The following is a 15,569-nucleotide window of genomic DNA, read 5'->3' as shown; positions in this document are numbered from 1 at the left end:
ATCGGTGACGATCTGCGTTACCATTGCCGCATGAGGATGCTTCTTTCCGCCAGCCTGATGACCCTGGCCCTTGTCTCGGCACCGGCCTCGGCGCGACCGCTCACCATTGAAGACCTGACGACGCTCAGTCGTGTCGGTTCGCCAACGGTTTCCGCAGATGGGCGCTGGCTGGTCTGGGCGCAGCGTGAGGCAGACATCGATGCAAACCGTGGGCGGTTCGATATATGGCGGCTCGATCTGGCGCGCACCGGAGCGGCGCCGCAGAAGTTGCTCGCCGATCCGCAGATGGATGAAAATGATCCGCAGATCGTCGGCACCACCGTCTACTTCAGTGCTGACGACGCGATCTGGTCCGTGCCGGTGACGGGGGGTACGCCGCGCAAGCTCACCAACTTCGCTGGCGGCTTCAACGGGTTCAAGGTGGCGCCGACGGCCGACAAGCTGGTCGTCTGGGCGGATCGTCGGCCCGGCGCGCCCAGCCTTGAGCCGGCAATGGTGAAGAAGCGGGCAGATGCAGGCTCCGGCCGCACCTACGACCAGTTGTTCGTTCGCCACTGGGATACGTGGGCGGACGGCACACGATCGCAGCTGTTCGTGCTGCCGCTGACGAGTGCCGGTGCGCGGGGTAACGGGCAGGCGATCGTCGGCAGCCTGGTCGGCGACACACCATCAAAGCCGTTCGGCGGTGCGGAGGAGGTGTCGTGGAGTCCGGACGGTAAGACGATCTACTTCGCGATGCGCGAGGCTGGGCGGATCGAGCCGACCTCGACCAATCTCGACATCTTTGCGGTGGCGGCCGACGGCAGTAGCGCGCCGGTCAACCTAACCGCCGAGAACAAGGCGACCGACAATCAGCCGGTCGTGTCACCCGACGGCCGCACGCTGGCCTGGTTTGCGATGCGCCGGCCGGGGTATGAGGCGGACCGCCAGGTGCTGATGCTGCGCGATCTGGCGAGCGGGCGCACGGTGTCGCTGACTGAGCGGTGGGATCGGTCGGTTGGCTCGATCGCCTGGGCGCGCGACTCCAAGTCGCTGTACGTCACCGCGGACGATACGCAGGAGACGCCGTTGTTTCGTGTGGATGCCGGCACCGGTCAGGTGACGCGGCTGACGCAGCAGGGGCACGTCAGCGCGGTGGCGGTGACACCCAATGGCGCGATTGTTGCGCTTGATTCGCTCACCGCCCCGGCGGACTATTATCGCGTGACGCAATCGGGCGTGCGCCAGCGACTGACCGATGTGAACGCCGCCAAGCTCGCCGGGATCGACATGCCGACGGTGGAGCGTTTCAGCTTCACCGGCGCGAACAACGACACCGTCTGGGGCTATGCCGTGAAGCCGGCGAACAGCACCGACAAGGTGCCGGTTGCCTATATGGTGCATGGCGGGCCGCAGGGGTCGAGCAACAACAGCTGGTCGTATCGCTGGAATCCGGCGGTGTTCGCCGGCGCAGGCTATGGCCTGGTGGCAGTCGATTTCCATGGATCGACCGGATACGGCCAAGCCTTTACCGATAGCATCCGCAACAATTGGGGCGGCTGGCCGCTCGAGGACCTGAAGAAGGGACTCGCCGCCGCGACCGGCAAATTCACCTGGCTCGATGGCGACAATGCCTGTGCGCTCGGCGCATCCTACGGCGGGTATATGATGAACTGGTTCGAGGGCCAATGGCCCGATCGCTTCAAGTGCATCGTGCAGCATGACGGCGTCTTCGACGCACGTGCGATGGCGTATGAGACGGAGGAGCTCTGGTTCGACGAATGGGAGCATGGCGGCAAGGCCTATTTCGAGGATCCGCAAGCCTTCGAGAAGTGGAACCCGGTGAACTACGTCGCCAAATGGAAGACGCCGCAACTGGTGATTACCGGTGAGAAGGATTTCCGCATTCCCTACACGCAGGGGCTGGCTGCCTTCACCGCGCTGCAGCGGCGTAACATTCCCTCGCGACTGCTCGTGTTTCCCGACGAGAACCATTGGGTGCTGAAGCCAAAGAATTCGCGGCAATGGTACCGCGAGGTGATCGGCTGGATGAACAAGTGGACGGGGCAGGCGCGCTGAGGCGGCTAGCACAGCCGCCATCGGGCGCTCACTTGGCCTCGCGGCATTGCACGTCGGCCGTCCCGCGGCGTGTCAAGGTGACCGTACGGCCCTTGCCGCGCAGGTCGTAACCGGCACCGGCATAGTGCATGCCCGATGCGACGGGTTGGCCGGCGAGGCGTACGCGCCCGTTAGGTAAGTCGAGAACCACGTCGTTGGCGCGATTGTCGAAGCGCGCACGAAAGGTCGTGTTGTCATCGCAGGCGAAGCGCGTGGTGATCTGATCTGCTGCGCTGCCGGGCGACAGCTTGGGCTGCAGGTCAGATTGGTAAATGCGCCAGCTGCGTTGCTCGGCCGTAGCGCCGTCGATCGGACCGGCGCGGTGCAGCACCATCGAACCGGTTAGTCCAAAGGGATCGCCGCCGCGCAACGTGCCCGTGACCGTTACCGGGATGGTGACATAGCGTTGGCCGGCACCAGCCTCGATCCGCCCCGGCTGGCCTACTGAGGCGGTATAGGTACGGTATTTAGCGAAGCTGGCTGCAAAAGAGTTGCGCGACATGCCCGACGCCTGACCCGATCGATCCCACAGCGCCCAGGCATCGTCGAACCTGCGTTGTGCGATCAGGCGATGATAGGTGCGCAGCACCTGCGCGGCAGCTTCAGCACCTTCGCTCTCTTTAGCTGCCGGCTCGCCAGCCCCGTTTTCGGTTGTAGGCGGCGAACCGGTTGGCGCAATCGGCGTCGAGTCGGCTGAGGGCACGGCCGGCGCAGGCGCTTCTTTCATGGTGGCGGGAAACTGCTCGCCAGTCGCCGCAGCGTTGTCGGCCCCGCTCTGCTCATAATTCCCGATGGTGTCGCGCGCCGTTCGGGCCGCATCGGCGATATTCACTTCGTCTGCCGGTTTGCGCGGCGCACAAGCGGGGCAAAGCAACCCCGCGAGCGCGCCGAGACCCAGCAGCACGTGGCGATCAGCTGCTGATCGCAACGTCATCGGGATCGTTCAGGTCTTCGTCATCGTCGATCGACCCGTCGTCGAGCTCCGCCTGGACGACGTCTTCCTCGATATCATCCTCGTCCTGGACGGCATCGTCGTCCTGCTCGGCGACCTCATCGTCGCGCATGACGAGTTCGTCTTCCTCCACGTCGTCGATGTCGTCGAGATCGATGTCGGGCTCCAGATCGGTGATGATCGTGCCGTCGCCGGGCCCGTCGCGCGTCGCTTCCAAGATCTCGGCACGCTGGCTTTCGTCGTAGCCGTCCTCGTCATAGCCGTGGTCGTCCGCGCCGTGGCTGGTTACCTGATGGCCACCCATGTTTGTTCCTCCTAAGCGTGCAGGGTCGAACGGATGCACCGGGCTGGCGGTTCCGGTTTAGTGCCGTCTGGCCGCATCGCAGGCTACTGGCGATGCGAGCGGCCGTGGCGTATGCAGCGACGATCCCGTTGTTCCACGAAGGCGTTAGTGATGCTTGATACCCCGTTGGCGAAGGTGCCGACGCTGAGCCTGGCCGATCAGGCGGTCGATCCCGATCGATTCGCGGCGGATCTGGGCGGGTCCTTCCGCCGCTTCGGCTTTGCCATCGTCGCCGATCACGGCATTCCTGACGATCTGATCGCGCGTGCCTGGGCGCAGACAGAAGCGTTATTCGCGCAGCCTGACGCGGACAAGCGCGGCTATTACGTCGAGGGCGCCGGTGGCGCGCGCGGCTATACGCCGTTCAAGACGGAGATCGCCAAGGACGCCAAGCACGTCGACCTGAAAGAGTTCTGGCACGTTGGGCGCGAACTGCCGACTGGCCACCGGTATGCGGGCGAGATGGCGCCCAACATCTGGCCAGCTCAGCCGGACGGGTTCAAGGAAACGTTCGTCGAGCTGTTCCGGGCATTTGACACGGCCGGCGACAAGCTGTTGTCCGCCATCGCCCGTGATCTTGGGCTCGCACCCGATTGGTTCGACCTAGCCGTGAAGGATGGCAATTCGGTGCTGCGCCTGTTGCACTATCCGCCGATCCCAATGGACGCCGAAGGCGTGCGCGCGGGCGCGCACGAGGACATCAACCTCATCACGCTGCTGCTCGGCGCTGAAGAGGCGGGCCTTGAACTGCTGGATCGTGACTCCGGCAACTGGCTTGCCATCAAGCCGCCGGAAGGCGCGATGGTGGTGAATGTCGGCGACATGCTGCAGCGTCTGACCAATCATGTGCTGCCATCCACAACGCATCGAGTGGTCAATCCGCCACCCGAGCGGCGTGCGCATTCACGCTATTCGATGCCGTTCTTCCTGCATCCGGCGCCGGATTTCCTGATCAAGACGCTGCCGCAGACGGTCACGTCCAGTAATCCGAATCGGTATCCGACGCCGATCACCGCGCACGATTACCTGCATGAGCGTTTGGTCGAGATCGGCTTGATCAAGAAGTAAGCGGCCGTGGCGGAGCGCGATCGCTCCGCCCTCCCGTTCTTCAACGTGCCGCCACCATCACGCGATCAACGGCTCGCGAGAAACGTATTCAGATCCTTGCGCGTCGTGGCTGCGTTGTTCGCCGCGGCCGTCATTTGCGCGTCGCTGCGCGGCGCGATCATGTCGCCCGAGTAGGAGGCGTCGGTTACCTCCACCGTGGCGCCCAGCTCCGTCGCGGCGAACAGTTTCTTGGCGAAGCTGGTCGGTACGCGAATGCAGCCATGCGATGCAGGAAAGCCGGGGTTCTTGCCCGCGTGGATAGCGATCCCGTCCCAGGTGAGCCGTTGCATGAATGGCATAGGCGCGTCGTTGTAGAGATTAGAGTGGTGCATCTGCTTTTTCTGCAGAATGGGGAAAACGCCGGTGGGCGTGTCCTTGCCTTCCTTGCCGGTCGAAACGGTGGACACCGCGACAAGCGAATCGCCGCGGTAGACGTAGGCTTTCTGATCGGGGATGCTGATCAGAACGCTGACCGGACCGGCAGCAACGTCCTGCTCCCACAGATATTCACCCGGCGTAAGGCTGGCAGCGGCTGTTACCAGCGCGACGCCGCTCGCGTTCTCAACGCCAATCGGCATTGACGTTTCCGCCAAAGCCGGCATGGATGTGATGGCTGCCAGTCCGAGGGCAGCGTGCAGCGTGGCGCGAATCATGCGCATTGTGCGACCCCTTTTCAATGTGGGGGCTCGAAATTATCGAGCCGTCAAGTCCTAAACGCTCTTTTTATCATTTGGTGCCATGCGATGAATCGCATTGTGCGTGCGGTGGACGGGTAGCGGCGCCTCGATCAGCTCGGAAATAGCAGAGATTGTTCACCTTTTTTCTGGTATACGGTTTCTCGTGCCGGGAACGGGGATACTGAAATCGATGGGAAAATTCGCTGAAACGGCGCCGACGCGCCGGGGCTTGTTGAAGACTGCTGGCGCGCTGGCCGGCGCGATGGTGCTGCCGGACGCGGTGTCTGCCGCGATGCGCGCCTCTGAGTCGCAGGCGCAGAAGCTGGCGCCCTCTGCTCTGGCGCCTGTGCGCCCGGCGCCGCGCGTCGTGCCCACTTCACCACGTGTCGTGCGCCCCGAACTGATGCGCCAGGCGCTGGCCGCGATGGAGCGGCATGGCAATGCGATCAAGCTGCGCGACCGGATCGTGATCGCCGATTTTGCGGCATCGTCTTCCGAGCGCCGTTTCCACTTCATCGACCTGGTGAGCGGGGACAGCGTGTCCAAGCTGGTGTCGCACGGCAGCGGGTCGGATCCGGGGCATACCGGGTTTTTGCAGCGCTTCTCGAATCTGAATGGCTCGAATGCGTCGTGCGAGGGGGCGTTTCTGGCCGACAATTATTATGTCGGAAAGCACGGCAAGTCGCAGCGGCTGATCGGGCTGGATCCGACCAACAACAATGCGCTGTCGCGCGCGATCGTCGTGCATGGCGCATGGTATGCCAATGCCGACATGGTGCGCAGCCGTGGACGTCTGGGGCGGAGCCAAGGCTGCTTCGCGGTCGGCGAGAGCGAGCTCGCCGAGGTGTTCGAGCGCCTTGGTCAGGGCCGAATGATCTACGCGGCGAAGGTGTAACGCCGCCGGACGTTGCGGGCGCGGCCGATCAGTCGCGCCCACATCAATTCCTCCAGCCCGTTGTGGCCCAGGCCAAGGTGCGGCGGGCGCACGTGCAGGGCGTCGGCGAGGGTAAGCGTGCCGGCGCGCAGCGCGCAGCGTGACACGTCGGCCCAGCGCCGCGCCGTGACCCAGCGGACCAGCCGGACGTCCGCGGCGCTCCACGTCCGCTCGGTGAGGAAGGCTTGCTGTAGCGTGGTCAGATAGGCACCCAGCGTGGCCAGCGCTGCGCGGTCCGGCACTGGCTGGCGATGCATGAGGTGCTCCACCACGAGCGCGGCGGCGGGTTCCGCTTGCTCGCCCAGCAGCGGCGCATAGGCCGATTCCAGCACCTGGCGTGCGCTCGCCAGCATCTTCTCCTCATAGCGCTGCGAGGCGCCGCCGGCGTGGCGACGATAGGCGAGCAGCGGCGTGTCGATCCGCGCGATCTCGCCCAACGAAGCCATCCGGTGATAAAGATCAAAATCTTCGGCGTAGAGAATGTCGGGACGGGTGAACGGCTCGAGACGCCGCGCCGCATCGGCGCGCAGCATCACGGACGACCAGACGATCGGGTTTTCGATCCTGAGCAGCCAGCGGAGCAGCGCGGGCGTGCTGTGGGCGACGTGCGGGGAGGGAAGGAGGCGTGCGCCCTCCAGGACTTCGGTCGCGCTGGCGACGAGAACTGTATCAGGGTGACCGTTGAGGTAGCTGACCTGCCGCGCGAACCGATCGGGGAGGCACAGATCGTCCTGATCCAGCGCCGCAAGGTAACGACCGCGTGCCTGCGCGACGGCGTGGTTGCGGGCGCGGACGGGACCGCCATTCTGCTCAAGCGCGATCATGCGCACGCGCGGGTCGGGCCACGCTTGCAAGACGGCGCGCGTATCGTCCGTGGAGCAATCGTCGACGACGATTACTTCGAAATCGCTGAACGTCTGCTTCTCCAGCGTGGCAAGGGTCGCCGGCAGCAGGGCGGCGCCATTATAGGCTGCCATGATGACGCTGACGGCGGGCGCCGGGTTCACGCCGCCGCCTTTGCCCGCCCGGCGAGCAGCTGATCGACGATCATCATGCCGACGTCATTCTGCCACAGCCACAGCCCGTTCGCCTGCCCGACGAAGCTCGCCTCCCCGCCCAGCCTGCCTGAAGGAACGAAGCCGGCGGCAAGGCCGATGCCGTAGACGCCCGGCAGCGGCTCGCCCGCGGCATCGCGAACGCGGCAGGCATCGTCCACCATCGGTGCGCCGCCATGCGCCGCGAGTGGCAGCGGCTGTCCGTCCGCATCCTCCAACGCCAAGGCGCGAGGACGGTAGCCGAGCGCGGCCACGACAAGGTCGGCTTGTTCCAGGATGGCGCGTGCCGTCATGTCGTGATCGCAGTCGACCCGATGAAGCGTGAGGCGTGGATCGGGCGCGCGCCCGTCCACGCCAAGCATCCGCAGCACCAACTCGCGCGCCTCCAGCCGAAAGCCGGCGAGACGATAGACAAAGCCGGAGATCGGACAGATGTCATTAGGGCCGAAATCGGTGAACCCTTCGGCATGGGCGGCCTCGACCGAATGGTAGAAGGGACGTAGCGGCCGACGATGCAATAGCGTAATACCGCCAGCGCCGAACGGCAGCGCCGGGCGCTCGCGCAATAGAAGCGCGACGGTGGTGAGCGCACTGGTCGAGCCGCCGATCACCGCGATCCGCGGGGCGCGCTTTCCCGCCAGCAGATCGGCGACCATCTCGAACCCGCCACGGGCAAGCACCGAATCGGATTGCAGCAGCCGGTCGGCCGCGATCTCGACCAGCGATGCGCCGGCGACCCGCTGCGTCACGAGGCGGTCGAGCGGCTGGTGTCCACCGGTGGCAATGACAAGATTGTCCGTGACATAGTCGGCATCGCGATGGGTGGCAGTGTCGCGCAGGCGGACGTGCCAGCGCCCGTCCTTGCGCCGTGCGCCAAGCGCTTCGGTGCCGGTCTTCACCGTGCCGCCACAGGCCGTGATGCTGGCATGAAGGCGATCGCCGATGGCGCGCAACAGCGGGCCGACCTCTGCCAATGGAACGCCGAGCGACGCGCGATGACGCGCAACGGCGAGCGCTGCGGGGTGATCGGCAAGCGCCGCGATCGCGGGGTCGGCGTTGCCCTCAATCGCGCTCAGAAAGGTTTGCGCCGTCGAATCAGACGTGATGGCATAGCGGCCGAGCTGGCCGCCGCCGATCGCACCGTCACGCTCGACGATCATGAGGCCGCGCGACAGCTCGGGCAGCAGGCCGTGGCGGCTCGCGGCGGTGAGCATCGCCGTGCCTGCCGGCCCGCCGCCGATGATCATGGTTTCGACATGTGCCGGAGCGGCCAGCTGGGCAGCGCGCGGCTTGACCGCCACGATCCGGTCCAGCGTGTCCACCGCGCGGGCCACATCATCGGTCGTCATCGTATCGGAAAGCGGCAGCGACAGGAGGCGCGCGCCGACCATGTCGGCGACCGGCGTCGATTCGATGTGCGCGATGCTGCGCACCCACGGCTGCTCGCCGAGGTGCGGGCTGAAATATTTGCCCGCGCCTATTCCTTCCTGATCCAGCCGTGCGATGATTGTATCACGCTCGTGGGTTCGCTCGGAGGGGAGCAGCAAGGGAAAGAAGCCCAGCGCCTGGCGCCCAGCGCGGCGCGGCTGCGCAGTGTAGCGTCCGATGATCGCGTCACGATAGGCGTTGGCCAGCGTGTCACGGTGGCGGGAAACCTTCGCGAAATCGTCAAGGCGCGCTTGGGCGACCAGCGCCATGACCTCGGGCATTTTCGCATTGAGGCCGGGGAGGGTCGACGTGCGCGGCGCGGTGAAGCCAAAGTTCGCCATGGCACGCAGCCGTTCGATGCGGTCAGGGTCGGCGCAATGGATGAGGCCGCCCTCCTGCGTGGCGAACGGCTTTGTCGCGTGCATCGAAAAAACGACGGGGAACGGCGCTCCGGCGCCGAAGCCGATGTTTGACGCGTCAGTGGTGCCGAGCGAGGCGGCCGCATCGACGACGACGGCTACCCCGAACCGTTTCGACAGCCAGCGATAGCGATCAAGGTCGATACCTAAGCCGAAGGTGGCATAGGGCACGATCGCTGCGATCTGCGCACCGTGGCGCTCAAGGAGCCGCTCCTCCTCGTCCGCTGCCATGCTCCAGTCGTCGGCATCGACATCGCAGATGAGCGGCGTCAGACCCGCCCACCACGCCGCCTGAGCGGTGGCGGCAAAGGTGAGCGCCGGCATGAGAGCGAAGCGGCCTGTCGGGCCATCGCTGACGGCATCACGAAGCGCGATCATCAGGCCCAAGGTGGCGTTGGCGACGGCGAGGCAGGCGCCCTGGCCACCAAACAAGCGGCGAGTTGCGTCCGCCTCGAACGCGCGGAGCACCGGTCCATTGTTGCTGTAGATCCCCGAATCCTCGATCGTCCTCAGCCTCTCGGTCAAGGTGCTAAGTCGTGGTGGATGCGGCGTGATCAGCGGCAAGCGGTTCATGAACGGTGTGCCCTCCCGCTCATGCTTCTGGCTGAAGTCGGCCTAAGACTTGGTTACCCGGCGATCATATTCCTCAAGTTCATAGGCGATCGAGGCTTCCACAAGATCATTCCACAACTGCCGGATCGCTCCCTCCGGCAATCCTGAAGCTGCGGCGAGCCTGCACGCGTTCTCTATCACCTGCGCCTTGCGCGCTTCATCGCGCACATGGCCTCTTTCAGGTTTGATGCGGGCGGCCGCATCCATATAATCGAAGCGGCGGCGCAGCAGCGCGATCAACTCGCGATCGACCTGATCGACGCCGGCGCGTACTTCGGCCATGGTGCTGCATTCTGGTCCGGGAAGGATCGTCATGTGCGCGCCTTGAAGGGGCAGCGCGCGGCTGTCCAGCTTGACTTGCGCCGGCCATCCGTCTAGGCGCGCCGCTTCGCGATCGCCCCTGCATCCCGGTGAAGCAGGCGGCCTGCCCGTGCTCAGCACGGACGGTGCGATACCGGGACCAACGTTGTTAGCAAATCGAAGGAAAGACGATGTCGAAGCGCCATAGCGCCAAGCACAAGCTCGACCGCCGTTTGGGCGAGAACATTTGGGGTCGCCCGAAGAGCCCGGTCAACAAGCGTGAGTATGGCCCCGGCCAGCACGGCCAGCGCCGCAAGGGCAAGGTGTCGGACTTCGGCATCCAGCTGCGCGCCAAGCAGAAGCTGAAGGGCTATTACGGCGACGTGACCGAGAAGCAGTTCCGTCACTGCTATGACGAAGCCGCCCGGATGAAGGGCGATACCTCGCAGAACCTGATCGGCCTGCTGGAGCGTCGTCTCGACATGATCGTGTATCGCGCCAAGTTCGCGCCGACGATCTTCGCCGCGCGCCAGCTCGTCAGCCACGGCCACGTTTATGTGAACGGCGTGAAGTGCAACATCGCGTCGCGCCGCTGCGCGGTGAACGACGAGATCACCATCGGCAAGAAGGCGCAGGAAATGGCGCTGGTGCTCGAGGCGCAGAACCTCGCCGAGCGCGACGTGCCCGACTATGTCGTGCAGGACGGCACCACCAAGGTGACCTTCATCCGCGTGCCGACGCTGGACGAAGTGCCGTATCCGGTGAAGATGGAGCCGAACCTGGTGGTCGAGTTCTACAGCCGCTGATCGGATGCTCCGGCGCTGCCCGGAGCATCACCAATCGGTGGGTGGAAGAAAAAGGGCGGTCCTGCGGGGCCGCCCTTTCTTTTTGGTCTACAGCCCCAGCGACTTGCGCAGGAACACATCGGACCGCTCGAGCATGTCGGCGCGGGCGGCGCTGTCGTCCAGCGAATGGGCAAGGCCCTTGTATTCGACAAGCTCCACGCTTTTGCCCGCGCTGCGCAGGGCACGGTCCATCAGCCGGGATTCTTCGATCTCCACGTTGAGATCGAGATCGCCGTGGAACATCAGCACCGGCGCGCGAATGGCGGCGGCGTTCTGCGCGGGCGAGCCTTCGCGGACGTGCGGGCCGTCGCCGACCATCTGCAATACCTGCGGATAATTGGAGCGTTCGAAGAACTCCTGCTTCCAAGCGGCGAGATCGGTGACTGGTGCGACCGCGATCACCGCCTTGTAGAGGTCGGGATCGACCACGCCCGATTGCAGCGCCGCATAGCCACCATAGGACCAGCCGACGATCGCGAGCTTGCCCTGCCGGGCGATGCCGGAGGATTGCAGCCAGCGACCGGCGTCGTTCACATCGCCGATCGCCGTTTTCCAGGACCGGAAGCCATTATCGGCAAACCAGTCCGACCCATAGCCGGCCGAACCCCGGAAATTGGGTTGCAGCACAGCAAAGCCGCGCGCCGCGAAGAACTGCGCCCACCAGTCGAAGCCCCACTCGTCACGCGCGGAAGGGCCGCCGTGCGGCATGACGATCGCCGGCAGGTTCTTGCCATCGCTGTTCACGGGAAGCGTCAAATAGCCGGGGATCTTCGTGCCGTCCGCCGCGGGGAAGGTGATCGCCTTCATCGTCGCAAGCGGCACGTCGGCAAGCTCGGCGCGGACCGGCAGGACCTCGGCCAGCTTTCGGCTCGGCTTGTCAAACAGGTAGAAGGCGCCGGGATGCGTGTCGCCGCCGGCAAACATCAGCAGCTTGCTTTCATCGGTGCTGGCATCGACGAAGCTGACCAGCGGCTGCTTGGGCAGCGCCTTCCCCAGCGCCTTCGAAAGCGCTGACAATTCCGTGTCAAAGAATTCGGGCCGGCGGAAATCGGTGGCGATGCTCGCCCCGACGACGCGCTGATGGCGCCCGATCCGGATCAGATCGTCAACGTCCACCTGATTGCTGGCGAGCACCATGTCGCGCTTCATGGTTCCGTCCAGCGCGACCTTCCACAGCGCCTGGCGGCCGTTATAGTCGTCAAAGCCGAAGACGACGTTCAGCTTCGGGTCGACCGCATAGGGGTTGAAGCCTTTATATCGGCCACCCAGGATTTCCAGCTTGGACAGCGGCTCCCACGTTTTTGAGTCAAGCTTGCGATAGAAATAGTTGATCTCGCTTGCCGAATAGCCGGTTCCGGCAGTCGGCCGAATGCCCATGATCCGCACCGTGCCGACGCCGTCGGTAATATATTCGACGGCGTCGCGCTTCGCCCGTTCGACCGGCCGGCGCTGGACCGATTTCAGATCGACGCGCTCGACACCAAGACCCTCGTCGTTTCTTTGGATTACCCGGTCGATCGAGCTTTCGGGCACATATTGCCGGGCGATGAGGACGTTGCCCTTGCCGTCGCCGGTCAGGTCCAGAATGCGGCCGCCGTCGCCGTGGAAGTACAAGGAGTGATCGTTAACGCGGGCAGTAATCAGCTTGAAATTGCCGCCGTCCGCATCGATCGCGAACAGGCGGGTGTAGGCTTCGATCAGGTTTGAATTGCGCGCCGTAACATAGGCGCGGCAGACGAGCCGGTCGGTGGTCGCCCATTGGCAGCTTATAAGTCGCTCGGGATTGCCGCTGGTCTGCATGACCGACACGGGCATGCCGCCCTTCGCCGGATCGGCGATCATGAGCGCATTGCCGCGGGTGCCGATTGGCACGATCATGGCGACGCGGCTGCCGTCAGGCGACAGGCTGACCTGGCTGATCCCCTCACGCGCGCCGAACGCGCGGGCCAGCGGCGCTGCACTTTGCTGCGCACTCACGACGGCGGGCAGCGCGCTTGCCAACAGCGCGGCGAGCAACGCACGCGACTTTACATTCTTTATTATGATCTTGCTTCCCCCTGTTTGACAACTTTGCCGAGCCTTGCCCGATTTGCAAGCGCGCGCAGCACGTTGCGGGCAAGACGGCAGGCTGTATGAATCAGTTATCTTTCATGAGGTTTTGCGATGCGTCTGATGTTGTGTTCCCTTGCTGCGCTGATCGTGGCCACGCCGGCTCTGGCGCATACCGCGCCGAAGATTTCGGTCGAAACGCTGAAGTCCGTGACGCAGGAACTGTCGTCGGACGCCTATGAGGGGCGGGCGCCGACGACCGGGGGCGAGAAGAAGACGATCGATTATCTGGTGAAGCGCTTTGCCGCGGCGGGGCTTGAGCCGGGCAACAAGGGCAAGTGGACGCAGGACGTGCCGATGGTGGAGATCACCGCCACCAACGTATCGCCGTTCACCGCGACGGGCGGCAAGGCGCCGGTGACGTTCAACTATCGCACGGATATCGTCGCCGGTACCTATCGTGTCGTGCCGCAGGTGGCGTTGAAGAACAGCGAGTTGGTCTTCGTCGGCTATGGCATCAACGCGCCCGAAAAGGGCTGGAACGATTACGCCGGGCTCGACGTGAAGGGGAAGACGGTCGTCATCCTGGTCAACGATCCCGATTGGGAGACCAAGGACGCAGGACCGCAGGCCGGCCCGTTCGAGGGGCGCGCGATGACCTATTACGGTCGCTGGACCTACAAGTTCGAGGAAGCGGCGCGGCAGGGCGCAGCGGGGGCGATCATCGTCCACGACACCAAGCCGGCGGCCTATGGCTGGTCGGTGGTGCAATCCTCCTGGACCGGCGCGCAGTACGAGCTCGCGGCGCCCAACGACCATATGGACCAGAGCGAGGTGATCGGCTGGATCCAGCTGCCGAAGGCCAAGGAGCTGTTCGCGGCTGCCGGCAAGGACTTCGATCAGCTGTCCGCGGCGGCGAAGCAGAAGGGCTTTCGCGCCGTGCCGCTGGGCATGACGCTGTCGGGCAGCTTCTCCAACGAGATCAAGCGCAGCATGTCGAAGAACGTGATCGGCGTGCTGCCGGGGACGACCGCGCCGGACGAGGTGGTGCTGTATTCCGCGCATTGGGATCACCTGGGCCGCTGTGACGCGGTGGATGGCGACGACATCTGCAATGGCGCGCTGGACAATGCGACCGGCACCGCGGCGCTCGTCGCGCTTGCGGAGGCGTATCGCGCCGCGGGGCCGACGCGCCGTTCGGTCGCGTTCCTGGCGGTGACCGCCGAGGAAAGCGGGCTGCTCGGATCCAAATATTATGCGGAAAATCCGTTGTTTCCGCTCGGCAAGACGGTGGGCGGCGTCAACATGGACGTGCTGAACGTGCTGGGTCCGGTCAAGAATTTCGAGATCACCGGCGCGGGCAAATCGGAGCTGGAAGACATGGTGAAGCCGCTGCTAGCCGCGCAGGGGCGCCGCGTGTCCGAGGAAGCGACGCCGGAGAGCGGCGGCTATTTTCGGTCGGACCATTTCTCCTTCGCAAAGCTGGGCGTGCCGATGCTGTCGGGCGGCAGCGGCGAGGATCTGGTCGATGGCGGCGCGGCGGCGGGCCGCGCGGCGGCGGAGGATTATGTCCGCAACCGCTATCACGGGCCCAAGGACGAATATGATCCCAATTGGAACTGGGCAGGCGCAGTGCAGGATCTGACGATCTATTATCAGCTCGGCCGGCAGCTGGCGGATAGCGATGCGTGGCCGAACTGGTATCCCACCGCCGAGTTCAAGGCGATCCGCGACAAGTCCCGGCAGGAGGCAAAGTGAGCCGCGCGCCGAAGCCCGAATGGGCGCATCACAAGGCGGTATGGATCGGTTTTCCCAGCCATCCTGAGCTTTGGCAGGACGATCTGGAGCAAGCACGCACCGAAGTCGCGGCGTTTGCCGCTGCCGTTCATGCCGATGGCAAGGGCGAGAAGGTGCTGCTGGTCGCCGCCGACGAGGAAGCGGCGGACGAGGCGCGGCGGCTGGCGCCGTTTGCGGAAATTGTCGTCGAGTCATTCGGGGACATCTGGCTGCGCGACACCGCGCCGATCATCGGCGGTGATGGGGCGGCGCATGACTTCCGGTTCAATGGTTGGGGCGGGAAATACGACCTGCCGGGTGACGATGATATCGGTGAGCGGCTCGCAGCATCGCGCGGCAAGCGGTTGAAAAGTCACGACTGGGTGCTGGAAGGCGGCGCGATCGATGGCGATGGCAGCGGGCTGGTGGTGACGACGGAGCAGTGCCTGCTCAATCCAAACCGCAATCCGAGCCTGTCGCGCGAACAGATCGAGGCGCGGCTGCGCGAGGACCTGGGGTTCGAGCGCGTGCTGTGGCTGGGTGACGGGTTGCTCAACGACCATACCGATGGGCATGTCGACAATCTCGCGCGCTTCGTGGGCGAGGGGCGGCTGGCGCTGCCGATGGGGGAGGAGAACGATCCGAACTGGCAGGTCTATCGCCAAGCCAGTGATCGCGCGGTATCTTTTGGCGTCGAGGTGGTGACGGTGCCGTCGCCGGGGCGGGTGCTGCGCGACGAGGAGATCGTGCCGGCGAGCTATATGAACTTCTACATCGGCAATGCCGCGGTGGTGGTGCCGATCTATGGCTCGGCGCAGGATGAAGCGGCGGTGGCGGCCATTCAGGCGATCTTTCCGGACCGGAAGGCGGTGGGGCTGCGCGCCGACGCCATTCTGACGGGCGGCGGCAGCTTCCACTGTATTTCGCAGCAGATTCCCGGCTAAGTTTGGCCACCCGCGGATCACCCCCGGCCTG

General features: G+C 64.9%; 13 protein-coding genes. 6 read left to right on the top strand and 7 right to left on the bottom strand.

The window, feature by feature from the left end:
• Positions 1–30: 30 nt before the first annotated feature.
• The gene (locus SPDO_RS13265) at positions 31–2,058 is read left to right on the top strand and encodes a S9 family peptidase (protein ID WP_088367983.1); all 2,028 of its coding nucleotides are present in this window, start codon (positions 31–33) and stop codon (positions 2,056–2,058) included.
• Positions 2,059–2,086: 28 nt separating this feature from the next.
• On the opposite strand, the gene SPDO_RS13260 is transcribed toward SPDO_RS13265, so the two are convergent.
• Positions 2,087–3,031: an MliC family protein gene (locus SPDO_RS13260; RefSeq protein ID WP_088367982.1), complete on the bottom strand. Its 945-nt coding sequence runs from the start codon at positions 3,029–3,031 to the stop codon at positions 2,087–2,089.
• Positions 3,009–3,353 carry a DNA primase gene (locus SPDO_RS13255; protein WP_088367981.1) on the bottom strand — a complete coding sequence of 115 codons (345 nt, stop codon included), beginning with the start codon at positions 3,351–3,353 and terminating at the stop codon, positions 3,009–3,011. The genes SPDO_RS13260 and SPDO_RS13255 overlap by 23 nt, the downstream gene beginning before the upstream one ends.
• A gap of 150 nt (positions 3,354–3,503) precedes the next feature.
• On the opposite strand from SPDO_RS13255, the gene SPDO_RS13250 reads away from it, so the two are divergent.
• Positions 3,504–4,460 (top strand): isopenicillin N synthase family dioxygenase, encoded by a 957-nt coding sequence (locus SPDO_RS13250; protein WP_088367980.1) that lies wholly within the window; start codon positions 3,504–3,506, stop codon positions 4,458–4,460.
• Between the two features lie 65 nt (positions 4,461–4,525).
• Here the strand turns inward: SPDO_RS13250 and SPDO_RS13245 are convergent, their stop codons facing one another.
• On the bottom strand, positions 4,526–5,158 hold the full coding sequence (locus SPDO_RS13245) for a L,D-transpeptidase family protein (RefSeq protein WP_425441958.1): 633 nt from the start codon (positions 5,156–5,158) through the stop codon (positions 4,526–4,528).
• Between the two features lie 208 nt (positions 5,159–5,366).
• On the opposite strand from SPDO_RS13245, the gene SPDO_RS13240 reads away from it, so the two are divergent.
• Positions 5,367–6,071: a murein L,D-transpeptidase catalytic domain family protein gene (locus SPDO_RS13240; RefSeq protein ID WP_088367979.1), complete on the top strand. Its 705-nt coding sequence runs from the start codon at positions 5,367–5,369 to the stop codon at positions 6,069–6,071.
• Here SPDO_RS13240 and SPDO_RS13235 read toward each other — a convergent pair.
• The 3 genes from SPDO_RS13235 to SPDO_RS13225 all read right to left on the bottom strand — a co-directional run bounded on the left by SPDO_RS13235 (position 6,053) and on the right by SPDO_RS13225 (position 9,939).
• A complete protein-coding gene (locus SPDO_RS13235; protein WP_245829500.1) occupies positions 6,053–7,117 on the bottom strand; it encodes a glycosyltransferase family 2 protein in 1,065 nt (354 codons plus the stop codon). The two genes, SPDO_RS13240 and SPDO_RS13235, sit on opposite strands and share 19 nt — an antisense overlap.
• Positions 7,114–9,537, bottom strand: a complete 2,424-nt coding sequence (locus tag SPDO_RS13230; RefSeq protein ID WP_342746679.1) for a DegT/DnrJ/EryC1/StrS family aminotransferase — start codon at positions 9,535–9,537, stop codon at positions 7,114–7,116. The genes SPDO_RS13235 and SPDO_RS13230 overlap by 4 nt, the downstream gene beginning before the upstream one ends.
• Positions 9,538–9,627: 90 nt before the next feature.
• Positions 9,628–9,939, bottom strand: coding sequence for a chorismate mutase (locus SPDO_RS13225; protein ID WP_088367977.1), 312 nt, complete (start codon positions 9,937–9,939; stop codon positions 9,628–9,630).
• A gap of 176 nt (positions 9,940–10,115) precedes the next feature.
• Here SPDO_RS13225 and rpsD point away from each other — a divergent pair, with 176 nt between their 5' ends.
• The gene (gene rpsD, locus SPDO_RS13220; protein WP_088367976.1) at positions 10,116–10,730 is read left to right on the top strand and encodes a 30S ribosomal protein S4; all 615 of its coding nucleotides are present in this window, start codon (positions 10,116–10,118) and stop codon (positions 10,728–10,730) included.
• Between the two features lie 87 nt (positions 10,731–10,817).
• On the opposite strand, the gene SPDO_RS13215 is transcribed toward rpsD, so the two are convergent.
• Entirely contained in the window at positions 10,818–12,785 is a 1,968-nt protein-coding gene (locus SPDO_RS13215) for an alpha/beta hydrolase family protein (RefSeq protein WP_245829498.1), read from the bottom strand.
• 147 nt (positions 12,786–12,932) lie between these two features.
• Between SPDO_RS13215 and SPDO_RS13210 the strand changes: the two genes are divergently transcribed.
• The gene (locus SPDO_RS13210; protein WP_088367974.1) at positions 12,933–14,576 is read left to right on the top strand and encodes a M28 family metallopeptidase; all 1,644 of its coding nucleotides are present in this window, start codon (positions 12,933–12,935) and stop codon (positions 14,574–14,576) included.
• Positions 14,573–15,538 carry an agmatine deiminase family protein gene (locus SPDO_RS13205; RefSeq protein ID WP_088367973.1) on the top strand — a complete coding sequence of 322 codons (966 nt, stop codon included), beginning with the start codon at positions 14,573–14,575 and terminating at the stop codon, positions 15,536–15,538. The genes SPDO_RS13210 and SPDO_RS13205 overlap by 4 nt, the downstream gene beginning before the upstream one ends.
• Positions 15,539–15,569: the final 31 nt, after the last annotated feature.

Origin of the sequence: Sphingomonas dokdonensis (assembly GCF_002197685.1) — a bacterium.
Classification (GTDB): Bacteria; Pseudomonadota; Alphaproteobacteria; order Sphingomonadales; family Sphingomonadaceae; genus Sphingomonas; species Sphingomonas dokdonensis.
The sequence above is the reverse complement of the archived record's forward strand: the minus strand, read 5'-3'. Positions and strand labels throughout refer to the sequence as shown.

Coding starts and splice junctions, on each gene's coding strand:
- SPDO_RS13255 (WP_088367981.1), bottom strand. CDS start 3,353: ATGGGTGGCCATCAGGTAACCAGCCACGGCGCGGACGACCACGGCTAT.
- SPDO_RS13245 (WP_425441958.1), bottom strand. CDS start 5,158: ATGCGCATGATTCGCGCCACGCTGCACGCTGCCCTCGGACTGGCAGCC.
- rpsD (WP_088367976.1), top strand. CDS start 10,116: ATGTCGAAGCGCCATAGCGCCAAGCACAAGCTCGACCGCCGTTTGGGC.
- SPDO_RS13240 (WP_088367979.1), top strand. CDS start 5,367: ATGGGAAAATTCGCTGAAACGGCGCCGACGCGCCGGGGCTTGTTGAAG.
- SPDO_RS13225 (WP_088367977.1), bottom strand. CDS start 9,939: ATGACGATCCTTCCCGGACCAGAATGCAGCACCATGGCCGAAGTACGC.
- SPDO_RS13265 (WP_088367983.1), top strand. CDS start 31: ATGAGGATGCTTCTTTCCGCCAGCCTGATGACCCTGGCCCTTGTCTCG.
- SPDO_RS13210 (WP_088367974.1), top strand. CDS start 12,933: ATGCGTCTGATGTTGTGTTCCCTTGCTGCGCTGATCGTGGCCACGCCG.
- SPDO_RS13250 (WP_088367980.1), top strand. CDS start 3,504: ATGCTTGATACCCCGTTGGCGAAGGTGCCGACGCTGAGCCTGGCCGAT.
- SPDO_RS13260 (WP_088367982.1), bottom strand. CDS start 3,031: ATGACGTTGCGATCAGCAGCTGATCGCCACGTGCTGCTGGGTCTCGGC.